Here is a 19202-nt window from a genome sequence, read left to right on the forward strand (position 1 = left end):
GGGACTGGCTTCGTTGCCGGCGGCGCCATCGTCAGGCGCGGCGCTGCGGGCCAACAAATGAAAGTCTTAAGAATGACGCTTCGTTGCTGCTGACGCGTAGTATGCCTGCGGAGTGTGTCGGAGTGTCAAATCAACGTTGCATGACGCAACGCAACATGACGTGCGGCACGACCCGCGCGCGGGGGCGCGTCGTGACGAGCATGGGGGAAAGCCACGCGCACCGGGCCGCGCCACGATCGGGCGCGGCGCCGATGCGATGAGACAGCATCAGAAGCCGAGACTCGCGAGCAGGTCGTCGACCTGCGCCTGGTCCTGCACGACGTCGGATTTGCCTTCCGGCGCGATCTGCGGCCCGTTCAGCAGCGACTCGGGGCTGCCGGTCGCGCTGATCTGCTCGGCCGCGAGCGCGGCTGCGGTCGCCGCGAACTGCTCGCGCCGCTCGGGCGCGATGTTCTCGACGAGCACCGTGAGCAGCTGCTGCTCGATCAGGTAGACCATGTCCATGATCTTCTTGATCACCTGCCCGGTCAGATCCTGGAAATCCTGCGCGAGCATGATCTCGAGCAGCTGCGCGCTGGTCGCCGACGCCGCCTCCGGCAGCGCGCGCAGGAACGTGCGCGTGTCGTCCATCAGCTCGCGCACTTCCGCGTGCTCGATCGGCGCCGCATACCACTGCGCCCAGCGCGCATCGAGCGCCTCGGCCTCGTTCTGGATGCGCTCCTGCATCGGCTTCGCGACCTCGATCGCGTTCAGCACGCGCTCGGCCGCCTGCTCGGTCATCGTCGCGACGTAGCGCAGCCGGTCGCGGGCATCGGGCACGGCTTCCGCCGCGCGCTCGACATGCTTGTCGAGCCCGAGCTCGCGCATCGAATCGCGCAGCGTGCGCGTGACGTGGCCGATGCGCGCGAGGATCCGGTCGCTCGCGTAATCGGCGCCTTCGGCGTGGCCGTCGGCGTTGACTGCCGCGCCGGCAAGCGCCGCATGGATCGGCTCGTTCACGTCAGCTCCCGGCCTTGGCCATCTTGTCGATGATCTTGTTCAGCTTCTCGTCGAGCGTCGCGGCCGTGAACGGCTTCACGACGTAGCCGCTCGCGCCCGCCTGCGCGGCCGCGATGATGTTCTCCTTCTTCGACTCGGCCGTGACCATCAGCACCGGCAGGTGCGTGAGCGTCGCGTCCGCGCGGATTTCCTTCAGCATCGCGAGGCCGTCGAGGTTCGGCATGTTCCAGTCGGAGATCACGAAGTCGAAGCCGCCGCCGCGCAGCCGCGCGAGGCCGGCCGCGCCGTCCTCGGCTTCGTCGACGTTCGTGTAGCCCAGTTCCTTGAGCAGGTTTCGGACGATCCTGCGCATCGTCGGGAAATCGTCCACCACCAGGATTTTCATGCTCTTGTCCATCGTCGTTCCTTTGCAGATTCGTTACCGTCGGGGCCCGCAGCATCGCACGTGCCCCGTGACATTTCATTCAGACGCGCTGCACGCGGTCGCCCATCGTCGCCAGTCGCGCCATCACGCGCCGGCTCATCTCCGAAAGCGGCGCGACCTCGTCCGCGCCGCCGAGCGCGATCGCCTCGCGCGGCATCCCGAACACGATGCAGCTCGCCTCGTCCTGCGCGAACGTGTGGGCGCCCGCGCGCTTCATGTCCAGCAGGCCGGCCGCGCCGTCGCGGCCCATCCCCGTAAGGATCACGCCGATCGCGTTCTTGCCCGCATGCTGCGCCGCCGAGCGGAACAGCACGTCGACCGACGGCCGGTGCCGGTTCACCGGCGGCTCGTCGGACAGCTGCGCGATGTAGTTCGCGCCGCTGCGCGCGAGCAGCAAGTGCGCATGGCCCGGCGCGATGTACGCATGGCCCGGCAGCACGCGCTCGCCGTGCTCGGCTTCCTTCACCGCGATCCGGCACAGGCCGTTCAGCCGCTGCGCGAAGGACTTCGTGAAGCCGGGCGGCATGTGCTGCGCGATCAGCACCGCCGGCGCGTCCGGCGGCAGCGGCGTCAGCACCTCGCGGATCGCCTCGGTGCCGCCCGTCGACGCGCCGATGATGATCAGCTTCTCGGTACTGACGAGCGGGTTGTTGACCATCGGCGCGGCCGGCTGGCCGCTCGCCGTGCGCGCGGCGGCCTGCGGCTGCGGCGCCTGGCGCACGCGCGCGCGCGATGCCGCACGGATCTTGTCCGCGAGCTTTTCCGCGTAGTCGAGCATGCCGTCGCGAATCCCGACGCGCGGCTTCGTGACGAAATCCACCGCGCCGAGTTCGAGCGCGCGCAGCGTGATTTCGGAGCCGCGCTCGGTCAGCGACGACACCATCACGACCGGCATCGGCCGCAGGCGCATCAGCTTCTCGAGGAAGTCGAGCCCGTCCATGCGCGGCATTTCGACGTCCAGCGTCAGGACGTCCGGGTTGTGCTGCTTGATGAGCTCGCGCGCGACGAGCGGATCGGGCGCGGTCGCGCACACTTCCATGTCGGGCTGGCTGTTGATGATCTCCGTCATCAGGCTGCGGATCAGCGCCGAGTCGTCGACGCACAACACTTTGATCTTCTGCACTGCGGTCATGCCTCCTGCTTTCTCGAAAGGTTGGCCGCAAACGGGCTGCCGGCCTTCGTGTTCGTCGTCTGCGCGCCCGCGCCGCCGCGTGCGCCGAACAGCTCGATGCGCGGGCGTGCCGGCGGCGGCGCGGCCGGCCGCTTCGCCGCGAACAGCTCGACGTGCGCGCGCGGCCGCTCGGCGCGCACGCGGTCGGCCTCGCGCGCCAGCGCGGCTTCGCGCTCGGTCACGCCCGGCACCTGCAGCCGCAGCTTCTTCACCATCGCGCGGCCGGTGCGCGGCATGAACGCGACCTTGCGCGGGTGCACGCCCTGCAAGTCCTCCGCGGTGATGCGGATGCGTTCGAGCGCGAGATAGCGGCGCACGAAATCCGCGTTGCGGTCGCCGATGTTGATGGTCGTCATCCCGGCCAGCACGGCCGCGCCGCCGAACACCTTCGCCTCGAAGCGCTCGCGGCGGCCGCCGGCCTTGATCAGTTCGTTGATCAGCACTTCCATCGCGTACGCGCCGTAGCGCATCGACTCCGACGCGGCCGCGCCGGCATCGGCGCCGTCGTCGGGCAGCATGAAGTGATTCATCCCGCCGATGCCCGCCAACGGGTCGTGCAGGCACGCGGCGACGCACGAGCCGAGCACGGTCATCAGCACCATGTCCTCGGACGTCGTGTAGAACTCGTTCGGCAGCAGCTTCACGCCGGGGCGTTCGAAGTGGTTGTCGAAGTAGCGATTGGTCGCGATCGGCAGGGCGCTCATCCGCGTTCTCCGTAAGCGGGCACGGCACCCGCGGCACGCGCATGGGCGCGCGGCGGCGCCGCCGCGGCCGGTGCGGCGCCGTGCGGGCGCAGGCCCGGCGCGGCATCGCGCGTCAGTTCGTACACCGTCTGCCCGCGCAGCCGGAACGCCTGCGAGACGTACGTGAAATTCTCCGAATGCCCGGCGAACAGCAGGCCGCCCGGCTTCACGAGCGGCTCGAAGCGCGACAGCACCTGCCCCTGCGTCGGCTTGTCGAAATAGATCATCACGTTGCGGCAGAAGATCGCGTCGAACGGCTTCGCGATCCCGTAGTCGGCATCGGTCAGGTTCAGCTGCTCGAAGCGGATCATCGCGCGCAGTTCCGGGCGCACCTTCACGCGGCCGGCCTGCGCGCCCGTGCCTTTCAGGAAGAAGCGCTTGAGCCGCTCCGGGCTCAGGTGCTTGACCTGGTCGTACGTGTAGATGCCGGCCTCGGCCTTCGCGAGCACCTGCGTGTCGAGATCGGTCGCGAGAATCGATGCGCCGCGCGCGGCCGATTCGCCGAGCGCCTCGATCAGCGTGATCGCGATCGAGTAAGGCTCCTCGCCGGTCGACGCCGCCGAGCACCACACCGACACGGGCGCCGCGCGACGCTTCACGAAGTCGGCGAGGATCGGGAAATGGTGCGACTCGCGGAAGAACGCGGTCAGGTTCGTCGTCAGCGCGTTGGTGAACGCTTCCCACTCGAGCGGATCGTCCTCCTGCTCGAGCAGGTCGAGGTAGTCGCGGAACGTGTCGAGGCCGCGGGCGCGCAGCCGACGTGCGAGCCGGCTGTACGCCATGTCGCGCTTGTGCTCGGACAGCGAAATGCCCGCGCGTTGATGGATCAGCGCGCGGATGCGTGCGAAATCCGCGCCGGTAAACGCGAAGTCGCGCCCCGGCTCGCCCGCGCGGGGCGAGGCATCCGGTGCATCGGGTCGAAACGGTGCGCGCGCGGACGGCATGGCTTAGAAAGTCTCCCAGTCGTCGTCGGACGTGCCGGCCGCCGCCATCGCCGGCTTCTCGCCGTTCAGCGCGGGGCGAACCAGTGCGGGCTTCTCGGCAGACTTCGGCGCCGGTGCGGCGGCCGCCTTCGCGAGACGCGGGCCGTAGCCGCCCGCGGCCGGCGCTTCCTTCGATGCGCGTGCGGCGGCGGCGTCCGGCGCGCGCCGGGTTTCGTGGCTCGCGGCCGGTGCCGCGGCATGCGGCGCCGGTGCGGCGCGACGGGCCGGCTGCGCGGCAGGCTGCGGTGCCGGCAATGCGGCCGGCGACGCTTCGTGCGCGGCCGGGCGTGCAGCGTTGCGCGCCGGCGCGAGCGCGATGCCGCCCGCGACGCGCCACTCCGACACGACCGCCTTCATCTGGCGCGTCTGCTCCTCGAGCGATGCGGCCGCCGCCGCGGCCTGCTCGACGAGCGCCGCGTTCTGCTGCGTGACCGAATCCATCTGGCCGACCGCGCGATTGACCTGCTCGATGCCGGTCGACTGCTCGTCCGACGCGGCGCTGATCTCGCCCATGATGTCGGTCACGCGGCGCACGGCCTGCACGATCTCGTCCATCGTCGAGCCGGCGCGCGCGACGAGTGCCGACCCGCTTTCGACCTTCTCGGCCGAATCGCCGATCAGCTGCTTGATTTCCTTCGCGGCGCTCGCGCTGCGTTGCGCCAGCGAGCGCACTTCGCCCGCGACCACGGCGAAGCCGCGGCCCTGCTCGCCCGCACGCGCGGCTTCGACCGCCGCGTTCAGCGCGAGGATGTTGGTCTGGAACGCGATGCCTTCGATCGTGCCGATGATGTCGACGACCTTGCCCGAGCTCGCCGCGATGTCCTGCATCGTCGACACGACCTGGCCGACGACGTCGCCGCCCTGCGTCGCGATGTCGGACGCGTTCACCGCGAGCTGGCTCGCCTGCCGCGCGTTCTCCGCGTTCTGCCGCACGGTGCCGGTCAGCTGCTCCATGCTCGATGCGGTTTCCTGCAGCGACGCGGCCTGCTCCTCGGTGCGCTGCGACAGGTCGGTGTTGCCGGTCGAGATCTCGCGCGCGCCGACGTCGATCGACTCGGTGCCGCGATGCACGGCCTGCACCATCGTCGTCACGGCGTCCTGCATCCGCTTGATGCCGCCGAACAGGCGGCCGATCTCGTTGGTGCTGGACACGTTCACCGGCTGCGTGAGGTCGCCGCCGGCGATGCGCTCGAAGTGCGCGATCGCGTCCTCGAGCGGCTTCACGATCAGCCCGCGCATGGCGAAGCGGATCGCGATCACGACGACGAACGCGATCGCGATGCCGGCCGCGATCAGCACGACCATCAGCGAGATCTGCGACTGCGTCGCGGCCTGGCGTTCTTCCGCGCGCTTCTGCAGCGATGCGACCACGGCCGCCGCCGTCTGGTCGAACGCGACGAACATCGGGCTGATCTTCGCGTCGGCAATCGCGTGGTACGCCGCCATGTCGCCCGCGCGCGCCGCGGCAAATTCGGGCTCGACGCCTTCCTTCACGATCGTCGTGTAGCGGGCGGTGAGCTCGTCGACGAGCGCCTGCTCGACGCCGAGCTTCGGCGTCGACTGGAACGCCTGCCAGTTCTGGTTCGACTTCGTAAACAGCTCCTGCGCACGGTCGAGCACCTTCGACGCCTCGGCCGCATTGCCGGCTTCGGTCAGCGTACGAAAGCGATCGAGCGCTATGCGCGAGCGCAGCAGGTGCGCGGCCGTGTCGTCCAGCGTGTGAATCGCCGGCAGGTCGACGTGCGCGATCTCGTCGAGCGAACGGCTCGCGTGATTGAGCGCGTAGAGGCCGAGCCCGCCGACCGCGGCGGCCAGGCACACGAGGATGAGTCCGACCGCCGTGAGCGTCGTGCGGATCGACCAGTTATGCAACATTGCAGATTCTCCCGAAATTCCTGCGCGCGCGGCGCGCTTACCCGCCGAGTGTTTCGATCAGCGCCATTTCACGGCTCGACATCAACTTTTCGATGTCCATCAGGATCAGCATCCGGCCATCGACGGTGCCGAGGCCCGTCAGGTACTCGGTCGTCAGCGTCGCGCCGAACTCCGGCGCCGGCATGATCTGGTCGGTCTGCAGCGTCAGCACGTCCGACACGCCGTCGACCACCATCCCGACCACGCGGTTCGACACGTTCAGGATGATCACGACGGTCTGGTGGTCGTACTCGACGCGGCCGAGATGGAACTTGATCCGCATGTCGACGATCGGCACGATGATGCCGCGCAGGTTGATCACGCCCTTGATGAAGTCCGGCGCGTTCGCGATGCGCGTGACGCTGTCGTAGCCGCGGATTTCCTGCACCTTCAGGATGTCGATCCCGTATTCCTCGTCGCCGAGCGTGAACACCAGGAATTCCTGGCCGGTCGCGTCGCCTTGTTCCGCGTCGCGGCGGCTCGTTGCCGCGTTCGCCGCGGCCGGATTGATCATTTGGACTTCAGCAGACACGTTTGCCCCCAATCGGTTGAATGGCGAGAGACATCAGATCATCGCGAGCTCGGCGCCGGTACGGGCGCCGTGCATCGCACGGGTTTCGCGGTTCAGCGCCGCGACGTCGACGATCAGTGCGACGCTGCCGTCGCCGAGGATGGTCGCCGCCGAGATGCCGTGCACCTTGCGGTAATTCGTTTCGAGGTTCTTCACCACCACCTGCTGCTGGCCGACCAGCTCGTCGATGAGCATCGCGAAGCGGCGCCCCTCGGTTTCCATGATCGTGACGATCCCCTGGGTCGGATCGGTGCGCGCGTCCTCGACCGAGAACACCTCGTGCAGCGCGACGAGCGGCAGGTATTCGCCGCGCACGCGCACCACGCGCTCGCCGTTGCCGACCGTGTAGATGTCGTCGTTCGACGGCTGCAGCGACTCCATCACGAAGTTCAGCGGCAGGATGAAGATCTCCGTGCCGACCTTCACCGACATCCCGTCGAGAATCGCGAGCGTGAGCGGCAGCACGATCCGCGTGGTCGTGCCGCGGCTGGCCTGCGAGCTGATCTCGACGTGGCCGCCCATCGACTGGATGTTGCGCTTCACGACGTCCATCCCGACGCCGCGGCCCGATACGTCGGTCACCGTCTCGGCGGTCGAGAAGCCCGGCGCGAAGATCAGTTGCCAGACTTCGTCGTCGCTGATGGTGTCGGGAATCTGCATGCCCTGCTTCGCGGCCTTCGCGAGAATCCGCTCGCGGTTCAGGCCGCCGCCGTCGTCGCTGACCTCGATCACGATGTTGCCGCCGTGATGCGCGGCCGACAGCACGAGCTGGCCGACCGAGTCCTTGCCGGCGGCGACGCGTTTGTCGACGGTCTCGATCCCGTGGTCGAGGCTGTTGCGCACGAGGTGGGTGAGCGGGTCGATGATCCGCTCGATCAGGCTCTTGTCGAGCTCGGTCGCCTGGCCGAACGTGACGAGTTCGACCTGCTTGCCGAGCTTGCCGGCCAGGTCGCGCACGAGGCGCGGGAAGCGGCTGAACACGTAGTCCATCGGCATCATGCGGATCGACATCACCGCTTCCTGCAGGTCGCGCGCGTTGCGTTCCAGTTGCGCCATCCCGTTGAAGAGGCGGTCGTGCAGCGCCGGATCGAACGCGCTCGCCGTTTCCGCGAGCATCGCCTGCGTGATCACGAGTTCGCCGACCAGGTTGATCAGCTGGTCGACCTTCTCGACGCCGACGCGGATCGAGCTGCCTTCGGCGCCCGATGCCGCGGCGGCCGGGCGCGGACGCTTGTCGTCGTGGTGGGCGGCGGCGTGGGCAGCCGGCGCGGCGGCTTCGGCGTGCGGCTGCGGGGCCGCTTGCGGCGCCGGTTGCGCGGCCGCGCCCGGCTGCGCCGGCGCTTGCGATGCGGCGGCGGCCGGCGCGGCACCGGCGGCTTGCGCGAATACCTCGACGCGTGCGGCCGGCTCCGGCGCGGCGGCCGGTTCGAGCGCGGCCGGCGCGGCGGCAGGCGCCGCCGGTGCGGCCGGCGCGGTGCCGCGCGCGATGCGGATCTGGCTGTCGTCGATCACGAAGCAGCACACGGCGACGATGTCGTCGGACGGCACGTCCGATTCGAGCCACAGCGTCAGGTCCGCGCCCGCTTCCTCGCGGCCGACGATCCGGCCGAGATTGCCGAGTTCCTCGGTGAGCAGCGCCTGGTCCTTCGCGTCGACCCCGACGAGCGTGATCTTCAGGTGCGGGCCGCCCGCGCCGGCGTCGTCCGCCGGATGCGCGGCCGCGACGGCCTGTTCGACCACGTGATCGGGCGCGCGGTCGTCGGCGACGGCCACCGGCGCCGGTGCGGCGGCCTCGGCCGGCACCGCTGGCGCGACGTCCGCGGGCGCACCCGCGCCGCTCTCGGCCTTCAGGCGTTCGAGCTTCGCGCAGATCGTCGCGGCAGCCGCCGCGTCCGGTTCCGCGCTGGCGCGATAGTCGACCAGCTGGTCGGACAGCACGTCCTTGGTCTCGAGGAACGCGTCGACCATTTCCTTGGTCAGCGTCAGCTCATGGTTGCGCGCGCGGTCGAGCAGCGACTCGAGGATGTGGGTCGTCTCGGTCAGCGCGGAAAAGCCGAAGGTCGCCGCGCCGCCCTTGATCGAATGCGCGGCGCGGAAGATCGCGGCCAGGTCCTCGGGGTCGGGCGAGCCGACGTCGAGGTTCAGCAGCAGCTGCTCCATCTGCGCGAGCAACTCGTCCGCTTCGTCGAAAAAGGTCTGGTAGAACTGCGTGATGTCGAGAGTCATGCCCGGTCACCGGTTGAATTCTTCGCGTACATGTCAGGAGGCGGTCTGCTCGGACAGCGTCGCGACCAGGTCGATCAGCACGGCCGGGTCGATCGGCTTTTCGATCCAGCCGGTCGCGCCCGCGTCGCGCGCGGCGTCCTTGAAGGCATCGCTGCCTTCGGTGGTCAGCACGAGGATCGGCGTGTCCGCGTATGCCGTCAGCTTGCGCAGCGAGGCGATCACCTCGAGCCCGTTCTTGCGCGGCATGTTCTGGTCGGTCAGCACCAGGTCGTACGGCACGGTGGCCGCCATGTCGAAGCCGGCTTCGCCGTCCGGCGCCACCGTCACGTCGTAGCCGGCCTGCGCCAGCGTCGCCTGCAGCAGCGCGCGCATGGTCGCCGAGTCGTCGATGGCGAGAATGGTTCGGATCATGTCTGTCTCGAAATCTGGGAAACGTCAGGGTTTCGGCGCCACGGCGACGGCGCTCGCGAGCATCGGTCGCGCGGCCGGCGCCGGGCCGCCGAGCTGCTGGGCCAGCAGCTTCGAGCCCGCCGCGTCGGCCGACAGCGTCGTGGTCGTCGCGTCGTCGCGCATCAGCGCGTCTTCGGATTTGCGATTCAGCACGATCACGCTGATCCGGCGGTTTTCCGGATCGAGCGGATCGGCCTTGTTCAGGTTCTGCGTCGACGCGAGGCCGAGCACGCGCAGCACCTTCGCCTCGTCCATGCCGCCCGCGATCAGCTCGCGGCGCGACGCGTTCGCGCGGTCGGCCGACAGCTCCCAATTGCTGTAGCCGCCCTCGCCGCCCGCGTACGGCACCGCGTCGGTGTGGCCCTGGACGATGATCCGGTTCGGCACGTCGTTCAGCGTCTTGCCGATCTCGCGCAGGATGTCGCGCATATACGGCTCGACGTGGTCGCTCGACATCGCGAACATCGGCCGCTTCTGCGTATCGACGATCTCGATGCGCAGTCCCATCAGCGTCGAATCGATGCGGATCTGCTGCTTGAACTGGCGCAGCGTCGGGTTCGCCTCGATCGCCGCCATCAGCTTGATCTGCAGGTCGTGCAGGCGCGTCTGCTCGAGCCGGTCCTGCGCGCCCTGCGCCTGCGAGCGCGTCTTGTCGTCGCCGGCCTTCGCGACGCGGTCGGCGAGCGACGTCGTGCCGTCGGTGCGGCGCAGCGTGCCGGCGTCGAGGCTCGACAGGTCGCGGCCGCCGCCGTTGATGATGCTCGAGTCCTGCGAGCTGCGATCGCCGCTGCCGAACAGCGCGGCCTTCAGCGGCGTGTTGAAGTACTCGGCGATCCCCTTCAGCTGCACCGGCGTGACCGAGCTCAGCAGCCACATCAGCAGGAAGAACGCCATCATCGCGGTCATGAAGTCCGCGTAGGCGAGCTTCCATGCGCCGCCGTGGTGGCCCTTCTTCTGCGGGGCCACCCGTTTCACGACGATCGCGCGATCCTTGTTCTTGCTCATCGAACGCTCCGCGTCACTTCGCCTTCACGCGGCGCACGTGCTCTTCGAGCTCGGTAAACGACGGCCGCTCGGTCGAGAACAGCACCTTGCGGCCGAACTCGACCGCGATCGCCGGCGCATAGCCGTTCAGGCTCGCGAGGATCGTCACCTTGATGCACTGGAACATCTTGGTCGACTCGGCCACGCGCTGCTCCGCGAGGCTCGCGAGCGGCCCGATCAGCCCGTACGACAGCAGGATCCCGAGGAACGTGCCGACCAGCGCCTGCGCGATCATCGCGCCGAGCACCGCGGGCGGCTTGTCGGCGGATGCCATCGTGTGGACGACGCCCATCACGGCCGCGACGATCCCGAACGCCGGCATCGCGTCGCCGACGCGCATCAGCGCGTGCGCCGGGCCCTCGCCTTCGGCGTGGTGCGTCTCGATCTCCTCGTCCATCAGGCTCTCGATCTCGAACGCGTTCATGTTGCCGCCCACCATCAGGCGCAGGTAATCGGTCAGGAATTCGACGATGTGGCGATCGGCGAGGATCTTCGGGTATTGCGTGAAGATCGGGCTCTTGTCCGGATCGTCGATGTCGGCCTCGAGCGTCAGCGTGCCTTCCTTGCGCGCCTTGGCGAGCAGCACGTACAGGAGCGCCATCAGCTCCATATAGACGTCCTTGGTGTACTTCGAGCCCTTGAAGAGCGTCGGCAGCACACGCAGCGTCCCCTTGATGGTCTTCATGCCGTTGCCGAGGATGAACGCGCCGACGCCCGCGCCCGCGATCATCAGGATCTCGACCGGCTGGATCAATGCGCCCAGATGCCCGCCTGCCAGCGCGTAACCGCCGAAGACGGACAACAGCGTCACGAGTGTTCCCACGATAATCAGCACTGCCTGTCCCTCACGAATGACCGGCGGGGAGACCGCCGTTAATCAGGTTTACGGCAGTCGGCAGGAAAACTTTCGCGGTCGCGCCGAGGCGGCGCGGCGGTGTTTACCAGCAAGCCTCGGCCGGTTCGCGCGGCGCGCGGCGGCCATCCGGCGTCCGCTCGCGCCCCGCCCGAAGGCGCTCAGGCCGCGGCGGCGGACAGCTCGGCGCGCGCGGCGGCGGCCTTGCGGGTCTTGCCCGCGCGCGACGGCGGCTGGCAGAGGCCGCACACGAAACCTTGATGCGGATCATGCGCGTGCGCGACGAAGTGGCCGCCGCAACGCGTGCACGGGGTCATCTGCAGCATCCCCGAGTCGAAGAAGCGCACCAGCGTCCACGCGCGCGTGAGGCTCAGCGCGGCCTCGTCGCCGGACAGGTTCACGTGCTCCAGATAGAGCCGGTACGCCTTCACGATCGACTGGATCGGCTCGCAGCGGCCGTGATCCTGCATGAACCGGTAGATGTTGTAGAACAGCGACGAGTGGATGTTCGGCTGCCACGTCATGAACCAGTCGGTCGAGAACGGCAGCATCCCCTTCGGCGGCGACGCGCCCTTCAGCTCCTTGTACAGCTTGATCAGGCGATCGCGCGACAGGCTCGTTTCCGCCTCCAGCAGCTGCAGCCGGGCGCCCAGTTCGATCAGTTCGATGGCGAGGGTGATTTCCTTCACCTCGATCACGACGCTTTTGCTTGCCATGGTGAATAACCGTCCGCTTGACGTTGTTCGGATGAGTGGCCAAAGCGCCGCCTGCCGGCGCGGCGCGCCGGGACGAACGCAAGGCGGGAAGGATCAGCGGACGCTTTCGACCGGCTGGCCGGCCATCAGGATGGCCGAATGCGCGTGCGTGACGACGTCGCTGCGCCCCTTGTCGGCGAGCGACGACAGCAACGCGTGATCGTCGAAGCGGAAGCGGCACAACATCTGGTTCGATGCCGCGAGCTTCACGGTCTGGGCGAGCGTGAGGTTCGCGAGCACGTCGGCCAGTTCCTGGGATACGCCCATGCGGAACATGCCCATCGCTTTGTCTTCCCGCAGCAGGCGCTGCGCGAGGAGGAGGTACGACAGGTTGACCTCTTTGATCTCACTGAGCATTTCGCTGGTGGCGCTCATGATTCCCCCGTTAAGAGCTTTGCTTTGGCCTTTCGTGTTATGAAAACGTTTGCTCGATCAGGCCGCGCTGGGCGCACCGTCGGCACGTTTATAGTCTTACAGGGCGAATTTTGGCCAAACGGGATTTATGTCGGTATCAGCGAAGTGGCGTATGCCGCGCAGGATTTGTCTGTAAACCGTGTAGGAATTTTTCCGACAAAGCGAATTGAAAGGGAACAAACGGCGGGGCGAGTGACGCGCGAATTCGTCGACGATGCGGTACCGCATGGGACAAATCCGGCTGGAGGCCTTCTGACAAGGCTGCCGGAAAGTGAATCGGTAAAAATTATAGTGGTTTTTCACGATAGCGCAACAATTCTCGTTGCCATATCGCTTTATGTTTCCGCACCCTTTTTATCGGGGTTTTCGCGTATTTCATGGTGTAACAAGCCTTAAGTGTTTGAAAAAACACTCGAACCCCTGAAGGCGATATCGATAATGGACTCCAATGGGCGGCGGCGGGAGCCGTGCCGGCCCGCCCCGCAGCTTGCCGCCCGGCCTCCCGCGCACCGCGCCCCGGACCGGGCCACGTACCGCAAAGCGCGTGCGTCGGCGAGTTCCGCAACCCTGCATCGGACCAGCATGCGCACTCGAGCGCCCCGCGCTGGTCGACACCGGAGAACGCCCATGCGTATTGCCCAGATCGCGCCGCTTTACGAAGCTGTCCCGCCGAAACTCTATGGCGGCACCGAGCGTGTCGTGTCCTATCTCACCGAGGCGCTCGTCGAGCTTGGCCACGACGTGACGCTGTTCGCGAGCGGCGACTCCGTCACGTCCGCCCGTCTCGAGGCGGCATGGCCGCGCGCACTGCGGCTCGACCCGTCGATACGCGACTCGATGGCGCCCCATATGCGCCTGATCGAACAGGTCGCCCGTGTCGCGCACGAATTCGACGTGCTGCACTTCCACCTCGACTACATGCCGTTCTCGCTGATGTCGCGCCTCGATACGCCTTACGTGACGACGCTGCACGGCCGCCTCGACCTGCCGGAGCTGCAGCCGGTGTTCGACGCCTTCCCGGACGCGCCGGTCGTATCGATCTCGAACAACCAGCGCAAGCCGCTGCCGCAGGCCGCATGGGCCGGCACCGTGTATCACGGGCTGCCCGACACGCTGCTCACGCCGCAACCGGACGTGAAACCCGAATACCTTGCCTTCCTCGGCCGGATCTGCCCCGAAAAGCGGGTCGACACCGCGATCCGGATCGCCGCGCAAAGCGGGCTGCCGCTGAAGATCGCCGCGAAGGTCGACAAGGCCGACGCCGATTACTTCAAGGAAGTGATCGAGCCGCTGCTCGGCGAGGCGCACGTCGAATTCATCGGCGAGATCAACGAGGCGCAGAAGCCGGCGTTCCTGTCCGGCGCGAAGGCGCTGCTGTTCCCGATCGACTGGCCGGAGCCGTTCGGCCTGGTGATGATCGAGGCGATGGCCTGCGGCACGCCGGTCGTCGCGTTCAACCGCGGCTCGGTGCCGGAAGTGATCGAGGACGGCGTGACCGGCTTCATCGTCGAGGACGTGCAGGGCGCTGTCGGTGCGCTGCACCGGATCGACAGCCTGTCGCGCGACGCGATCCGCGCACGTTTCGATACGCGCTTCAGCTCGAAAGCGATGGCGCGGCGTTATGTCGAAACTTACGAATCACTTTGCACGGCGGCAAAACGGCCGGTCTTGCGTCAGGTCGCGGGCGCCTGACGCCGAAATTCGTCAGGAAATATCCGGTGAAATTCGCGCCGAAATCGGCGCGAAAATCCCGAAGACGCCAAAGAGCCGCATCGACGATGCGGCTCTTTCTTTTTGCGCGGTCATTCGATCAGGAAACGATCGCGGTTTTTCCCGACGATCCAATTCGGCGGCTTGCCGCGCCCGCTCCAGGTTGCGCCCGACTTCGGGTCGCGGTATTTCGGGGGCAGCGGCGCCTTTTTCGGCGGACGGCCGCGCCGCGCTCGCTCCGCGAAGCCCAGGTCCTCGGCCGTCAGGCCATATTCGGCAATCATTCGCTGGACGTCGGCGATCACCGTCGCCACTTCCTGGCGACGCACGTCGTCCGCCTGGGCCTGCAACTCGGCGATCTGCGCCTTGAGTTTCGCGTATTGAGACATTTTTCGACTCCCCTTTTCCATGATGCGGCTCCAGCGAGTTCGGCCGGAACGCCAACATCCGTTACGTCATCGTACTGCCGCCCTGCTCTTCGAATTTAATGCTGTCATCTTTAACCGATTCGTCGATATCGAGAATGCGGACTTATTCTAATAAAAGCCATTCTCCGGCCATTCAAATTTAACAATCGTTGACCCTCTCGAAGCCGATTCATTTCCTATAATCCAGACCAATTCCGGCGTCGGAATAAATCATCCGGTCGCCCGTTTGTCTTCAACCCACTTGAACGAGGTCCTTACATGAATCTTTCTCAGCGTCTGGCTGCAGAGGTATTCGGCACGTTCTGGCTGGTGCTCGGCGGGTGCGGAAGCGCCGTGCTGGCCGCCGCCTTTCCGGGCCTCGGCATCGGCTTTGCCGGCGTCGCACTCGCCTTCGGCCTGACCGTGCTGACGATGGCGTTCGCGATCGGCCATATTTCGGGCTGCCACCTGAATCCGGCGGTGAGCGTCGGCCTGACGGTCGCCGGCCGCTTCCCGGCGCGCGATCTCGCGCCGTACATCGTCGCGCAGGTGGTCGGCGCCACGCTGGGAGCGTTCGTGCTGTACCTGATCGCGACCGGCAAGCCGGGCTTCGACGTCGTCGGCAGCGGCTTTGCGACGAACGGCTTCGGCGAGCGCTCGCCCGGCCATTACTCGCTCGGCGCGGCGTTCATCTGCGAAGTCGTGATGACGGCCTTCTTCCTGTTCGTGATTCTCGGCGCCACCGACAAGCGCGCGCCTGCCGGCTTCGCGCCGATCGCGATCGGCCTGTGCTTGACGTTGATTCACCTGATCTCCATCCCGGTCACCAACACGTCGGTGAACCCGGCCCGCTCGACCGGCCCGGCGCTGTTCGTGGGCGGCGAGGCGATCGGCCAGCTGTGGCTGTTCTGGGTCGCGCCGATCATCGGTGCGGCAATCGCGGGGATCGTCTATCCGCTCATCGCCGGGCGCGACGATGCCGTCGGCCTGCTGCCCGCATCCGCTCGCACCAACGAATAAAACGCTACGGGGTCACGCGAGCAGAGCAGCGAGCCTCACGCTGTCGAACAACATAGAGGCAGGTAATTTGGACGGGCGCCGCTGGCGCCCGTTTTTCATGGCCGCTCAGGAAGCGGCGACGCCGTCGAGGGTGTCCTCGAGCGCGAACAGCGTGCGCAGGTGGCGGGCGACGCCCGCGTCGAAGTTGTTGCCGATCCGCGGGATGTACGGCAGGTGCGCGATCAGGTCGGGGTTCGCGTTGTTCATCATGAACGCGTGACCGGCCGTTTCGAGCAGGTCGATGTCGTTCATGTTGTCGCCGAACGCGATGCAGTGGCCGGCGTCGACGCCGAGCCGCGCGAGCACCGCACGCAGCGCGCGGCCCTTCGACACGTTGGCGGTCATCACTTCGAGACAGTCGGGCAGTGAATACGTGACGTACAGCGCATCGCCGAACCGCACGCGCATCTGCTCGGCGACCACCGCCAGATCGGCCGGCTCGCCGATATACAGCACCTTTGCGATATCGGCGCCGTCGTGCGCGGACATGTCGATCACGTCGTACCGGAATCCCGAATCCTGGTGGAATTCGAGCAGGTGCGGCGCGTCGCGGTCGATCAGCCAGCCGCGGTCGGTGAACAAGTTGACGATCACGCGCCCGTGCGCGCCGGTCACGCCCGGCTGCACGAGGCCGCGGACGATCGCGGGATCGATGTCCTGCGCGTGGATCGCCGTGTCGTCCGGCGCATGCACGCGCGCGCCGTTCGACGTGATCAGGTACGGCCGGATGCCCAGCACGTCGCGGATGCCGGCGACGTCCGCATAGTGGCGCCCCGTCGCGATCACGAATTGCAGGCCGTCGCGGTCGAGCCGGCGGACGGTCTCGATCGTGTACGGATCGAGCTGGTGGTCGCTGTTCAGCAGGGTGCCGTCGAGATCGGTGGCGATGACTTTGTACATGGGGACGGGTGAATGGCGCGCAGGACGCTGCGGAACCGCCATTTTAACGTCGTGCCCGGGGGGCCGCCGGGCGGTTGGGGAACGGGCCGGTTTCGGGCCGTTCGGCCTGCCCGGCCGGCTCACCACTCACCGCACGCCGCCCATTTGAACCGCTCACCCCGCTTCGGCTGCCCTCAATGCCTGCAACGCAAGCCGCAACGCGCCGTGCGCGGAATCGTCGAGCGGCGCGCGCAGCCGGGCCGCGTGGCGCGCCGGCACGGCCGGCGCCAGCGCGTCGGCCAGCCCGCCGCACAGCGCGACCGGCAGCGCCTGCCGCGGATCGAGCGCGTCGATCATCTTGCCGATCTCTTCGCCGGCCTGCGCGATCAGCGCCGCCGCACAAGGATGGTCGCGGTGCGCGAACACGATCGGCGCGAGGCGCGCGTAGATCGTCTGGTTCGCATCGCACGACCACTGGACGAGTGCGTCTCGATCGTGCACGCCCGTTTCCGCGAGCAGCGCGCCGGCGAACGCGTCGCGCGGCACGCGGCCGTCGAGCGCCTGCTGCGCGTATGCAAGCGCGCGCATGCCGAGCCACGCACCGCTCGCCTCGTCGCCGGACGGAAAACCGAAGCCGCCCGCGATGCGGCAGTCGCCCGCCGCGTCGAGCGCCGCCGCGATGCTACCGGTGCCGAGTGCGACGATGAGCCCCGGCGCGCCGCCGTGCGCGCCGACGACGGTCGTATACGCGTCGCTCTCGATCGCGAGCGCGTCGAGCGGCGCCTGCGCACGGAACGCGGCGAGCCACGCGGCGTTGTTGACGCCCGCGAGCCCGCAACCGAGCGCGCATTGCGACCAGTCGAACGCGAGGCCGGCCAGCGTGAAGGCGTCGGCGCAGGCCGCGCCGATCGATGCCCACGCGCGCTCGATGCCGAGCCCGAGCCCAGACGGGCCGCCGCGCCCCTGTGCGAGCTCGCGCCCGTGCCGATCGGCCAGTACCGCACGGGTGCCGGTGCCGCCGCCGTCGATGCCGATCGCAAAAAGTAGTGCCGTCATGCGTTGATCCTGCTGATTCGAACAGGCGCCAAGCTTAACCGGATCAGCGCCGCGCGCCCATCTGTCGTTCGGCCAGCTATGCCGTGAATGGGCCTTCCGCTATGCTGGCACGATCGAATCGACTCTGGAACGAGGCTGACGATGTCGCAGCGGTGCAACTGGGTAAGGACGGAAGCGGATGCTCACTATCACGATACCGAGTGGGGCGTGCCGTCGCATGACGATCGCCATCTGTTCGAAATGTTGATTCTCGAAGGCGCGCAGGCGGGGCTGTCGTGGTCGACGATCCTGAACAAGCGTGCCGGCTATCGCGAGGCGTTCGCCGAGTTCGATGTCGACGCGGTCGCGCGCTTCACGCCGAAGCACATCGAGAAGCTGCTCGAAAATCCGGGCATCGTGCGCAATCGCGCGAAGGTGGAGTCCGCGGTGACCAATGCCCGGGCCGTGCAGCGCATTCGCGACGACCACGGGTCGCTCGCGCAATTCCTGTGGTCGTTCGTCGACCATACGCCGGTGCAGAACGCGTGGCAGTCGTATCGCGACGCGCCCGCATCGACCGCCGAGTCCGATGCGCTCAGCAAGGCGCTGAAGGAATACGGCTGCAAGTTCGTCGGCTCGACGATCTGCTACGCGCTGATGCAGGCAACCGGGATGGTCAACGACCACGAGACCGGCTGCCCGTGTCACGCCAAATGCGCCGCGCTCGGCGGCAAGCAGCAGCCGGCACGGCGCCGCAAGGCAGGCTGACGGCGACGCAGCCCCGCCCGGCGGGCCGGGTTGGTGCATCGATACGTCATCGCGTCGTGCGTGGCCCGCACGCACGCGCTGCGCTTCTTCAAGCAGATGCCGATCCCGTCACGCCGACGCTGAGCGCCGCGATGAACGACTTCGGAACGAACCCCGCGGCGGCCCGAAACCGCCCGGCAATCCGTCGAACCCGCCGCGTCGCCGCCAGGCGGCCACCCCGCCAAGGCTTGATTCCCGAGATCGAAGCCGTTTTTTCCGGCCCGAAAAGCAAAACGGCGGAGCGGCTTCTTTCGAAGCACGCTCCGCCGTTTCGCGGCGAACCGTAGATGCTCTTAGTGGAGCTTCTTCGGCAGCATCTGGCTGCGCAGGCGCTTGTGCAGGCGCTTGACGGCTGCTGCCTTCTTGCGCTTGCGGACTGCGGTCGGCTTTTCGTAGGACTGGCGTTCGCGCAGTTCAGCGATCAGGCCATTTTTTTCGATAGCACGGCGAAAGCGGCGAATCGCCACTTCGAACGGCTCGTTTTCTTTCAGAAGAATCGTCGTCATGTCGTTCCTAAATTGCTTAAACGGTCAAAAACGTAGCGGCCAAGCGCCACGCACCGGCCATCCGGGCGTCCCCACAACAGGCGAAACGAGCGGAAATACGGCCTCGGAGGCCGGAAAAGAGAGGCACAAAGCACCGCGAGTACGCTTCACAAGCCGCGTGCAGCGCCGCGTTTGACTGCCAGCAAGAGTGCCGAGACGGCACAGGCTTGACAGAAAATCTCAATTCAGCCCGCCATCATATCAGGAAATCAC

Annotated in this window: 21 protein-coding genes; 4 read left to right on the forward strand and 17 right to left on the reverse strand. The window is 67.4% G+C overall.

Features of this window, described 5'->3' with window-relative positions; all coding sequences use genetic code 11:
• Positions 1-267: 267 nt before the first annotated feature.
• The 13 genes from cheZ to flhD form a co-directional block, all read right to left on the reverse strand.
• Positions 268-999, reverse strand: coding sequence for a protein phosphatase CheZ (cheZ, locus tag HWX25_RS06305; RefSeq protein WP_059533481.1), 732 nt, complete (start codon positions 997-999; stop codon positions 268-270).
• A gap of 1 nt (position 1000) precedes the next feature.
• Positions 1001-1396, reverse strand: a complete 396-nt coding sequence (gene cheY, locus HWX25_RS06310) for a chemotaxis response regulator CheY (protein ID WP_006754880.1) — start codon at positions 1394-1396, stop codon at positions 1001-1003.
• Between the two features lie 67 nt (positions 1397-1463).
• A complete protein-coding gene (locus HWX25_RS06315) occupies positions 1464-2555 on the reverse strand; it encodes a chemotaxis response regulator protein-glutamate methylesterase (protein WP_059682805.1) in 1092 nt (363 codons plus the stop codon).
• Complete coding sequence (gene cheD, locus HWX25_RS06320) at positions 2552-3298, reverse strand: chemoreceptor glutamine deamidase CheD (protein WP_059816523.1); 747 nt, start codon at positions 3296-3298, stop codon at positions 2552-2554. The genes HWX25_RS06315 and cheD overlap by 4 nt, the downstream gene beginning before the upstream one ends.
• Complete coding sequence (locus HWX25_RS06325; RefSeq protein WP_059691533.1) at positions 3295-4281, reverse strand: CheR family methyltransferase; 987 nt, start codon at positions 4279-4281, stop codon at positions 3295-3297. The genes cheD and HWX25_RS06325 overlap by 4 nt, the downstream gene beginning before the upstream one ends.
• A 3-nt stretch (positions 4282-4284) precedes the next feature.
• A complete protein-coding gene (locus HWX25_RS06330) occupies positions 4285-6195 on the reverse strand; it encodes a methyl-accepting chemotaxis protein (RefSeq protein WP_175907736.1) in 1911 nt (636 codons plus the stop codon).
• 37 nt (positions 6196-6232) lie between these two features.
• On the reverse strand, positions 6233-6748 hold the full coding sequence (cheW, locus tag HWX25_RS06335; RefSeq protein WP_031397017.1) for a chemotaxis protein CheW: 516 nt from the start codon (positions 6746-6748) through the stop codon (positions 6233-6235).
• A 51-nt stretch (positions 6749-6799) separates the two neighbouring features.
• A complete protein-coding gene (cheA, locus tag HWX25_RS06340) occupies positions 6800-9031 on the reverse strand; it encodes a chemotaxis protein CheA (protein ID WP_175907738.1) in 2232 nt (743 codons plus the stop codon).
• A 33-nt stretch (positions 9032-9064) separates the two neighbouring features.
• Entirely contained in the window at positions 9065-9442 is a 378-nt protein-coding gene (locus HWX25_RS06345; RefSeq protein WP_059533493.1) for a response regulator, read from the reverse strand.
• Between the two features lie 24 nt (positions 9443-9466).
• Complete coding sequence (gene motB / locus HWX25_RS06350) at positions 9467-10486, reverse strand: flagellar motor protein MotB (protein WP_059816508.1); 1020 nt, start codon at positions 10484-10486, stop codon at positions 9467-9469.
• Positions 10487-10499: 13 nt separating this feature from the next.
• Positions 10500-11360: a flagellar motor stator protein MotA gene (gene motA, locus HWX25_RS06355; RefSeq protein ID WP_059452624.1), complete on the reverse strand. Its 861-nt coding sequence runs from the start codon at positions 11358-11360 to the stop codon at positions 10500-10502.
• 179 nt (positions 11361-11539) lie between these two features.
• A complete protein-coding gene (flhC, locus tag HWX25_RS06360) occupies positions 11540-12094 on the reverse strand; it encodes a flagellar transcriptional regulator FlhC (RefSeq protein ID WP_059452623.1) in 555 nt (184 codons plus the stop codon).
• A 93-nt stretch (positions 12095-12187) separates the two neighbouring features.
• Positions 12188-12508 (reverse strand): flagellar transcriptional regulator FlhD, encoded by a 321-nt coding sequence (flhD, locus tag HWX25_RS06365; RefSeq protein ID WP_014895554.1) that lies wholly within the window; start codon positions 12506-12508, stop codon positions 12188-12190.
• A 39-nt stretch (positions 12509-12547) separates the two neighbouring features.
• On the opposite strand from flhD, the gene HWX25_RS06370 reads away from it, so the two are divergent.
• Together HWX25_RS06370 and HWX25_RS06375 are read left to right on the forward strand one after the other, a co-directional pair.
• Complete coding sequence (locus tag HWX25_RS06370; RefSeq protein WP_175907740.1) at positions 12548-12943, forward strand: hypothetical protein; 396 nt, start codon at positions 12548-12550, stop codon at positions 12941-12943.
• A 231-nt stretch (positions 12944-13174) separates the two neighbouring features.
• Entirely contained in the window at positions 13175-14239 is a 1065-nt protein-coding gene (locus tag HWX25_RS06375) for a glycosyltransferase family 4 protein (RefSeq protein ID WP_175907742.1), read from the forward strand.
• A gap of 110 nt (positions 14240-14349) precedes the next feature.
• On the opposite strand, the gene HWX25_RS06380 is transcribed toward HWX25_RS06375, so the two are convergent.
• The gene (locus tag HWX25_RS06380) at positions 14350-14646 is read right to left on the reverse strand and encodes an H-NS histone family protein (protein WP_059533499.1); all 297 of its coding nucleotides are present in this window, start codon (positions 14644-14646) and stop codon (positions 14350-14352) included.
• Positions 14647-14943: 297 nt separating this feature from the next.
• Between HWX25_RS06380 and aqpZ the strand changes: the two genes are divergently transcribed.
• Entirely contained in the window at positions 14944-15684 is a 741-nt protein-coding gene (gene aqpZ, locus HWX25_RS06385) for an aquaporin Z (protein WP_059533501.1), read from the forward strand.
• 105 nt (positions 15685-15789) lie between these two features.
• Here the strand turns inward: aqpZ and HWX25_RS06390 are convergent, their stop codons facing one another.
• Positions 15790-16623 (reverse strand): Cof-type HAD-IIB family hydrolase, encoded by an 834-nt coding sequence (locus HWX25_RS06390; protein WP_175907744.1) that lies wholly within the window; start codon positions 16621-16623, stop codon positions 15790-15792.
• Between the two features lie 153 nt (positions 16624-16776).
• Positions 16777-17658 carry a BadF/BadG/BcrA/BcrD ATPase family protein gene (locus tag HWX25_RS06395; protein ID WP_175907746.1) on the reverse strand — a complete coding sequence of 294 codons (882 nt, stop codon included), beginning with the start codon at positions 17656-17658 and terminating at the stop codon, positions 16777-16779.
• Between the two features lie 141 nt (positions 17659-17799).
• Here HWX25_RS06395 and HWX25_RS06400 point away from each other — a divergent pair, with 141 nt between their 5' ends.
• On the forward strand, positions 17800-18405 hold the full coding sequence (locus tag HWX25_RS06400) for a DNA-3-methyladenine glycosylase I (RefSeq protein WP_059816493.1): 606 nt from the start codon (positions 17800-17802) through the stop codon (positions 18403-18405).
• A 332-nt stretch (positions 18406-18737) separates the two neighbouring features.
• Here the strand turns inward: HWX25_RS06400 and rpsU are convergent, their stop codons facing one another.
• A complete protein-coding gene (gene rpsU / locus HWX25_RS06405) occupies positions 18738-18950 on the reverse strand; it encodes a 30S ribosomal protein S21 (RefSeq protein WP_006401410.1) in 213 nt (70 codons plus the stop codon).
• Between the last annotated feature and the right edge of the window lie 252 nt (positions 18951-19202).

This window comes from Burkholderia sp. BCC1640 (assembly GCF_902833125.1).
In the GTDB taxonomy this organism is placed as follows: Bacteria; Pseudomonadota; Gammaproteobacteria; order Burkholderiales; family Burkholderiaceae; genus Burkholderia; species Burkholderia diffusa.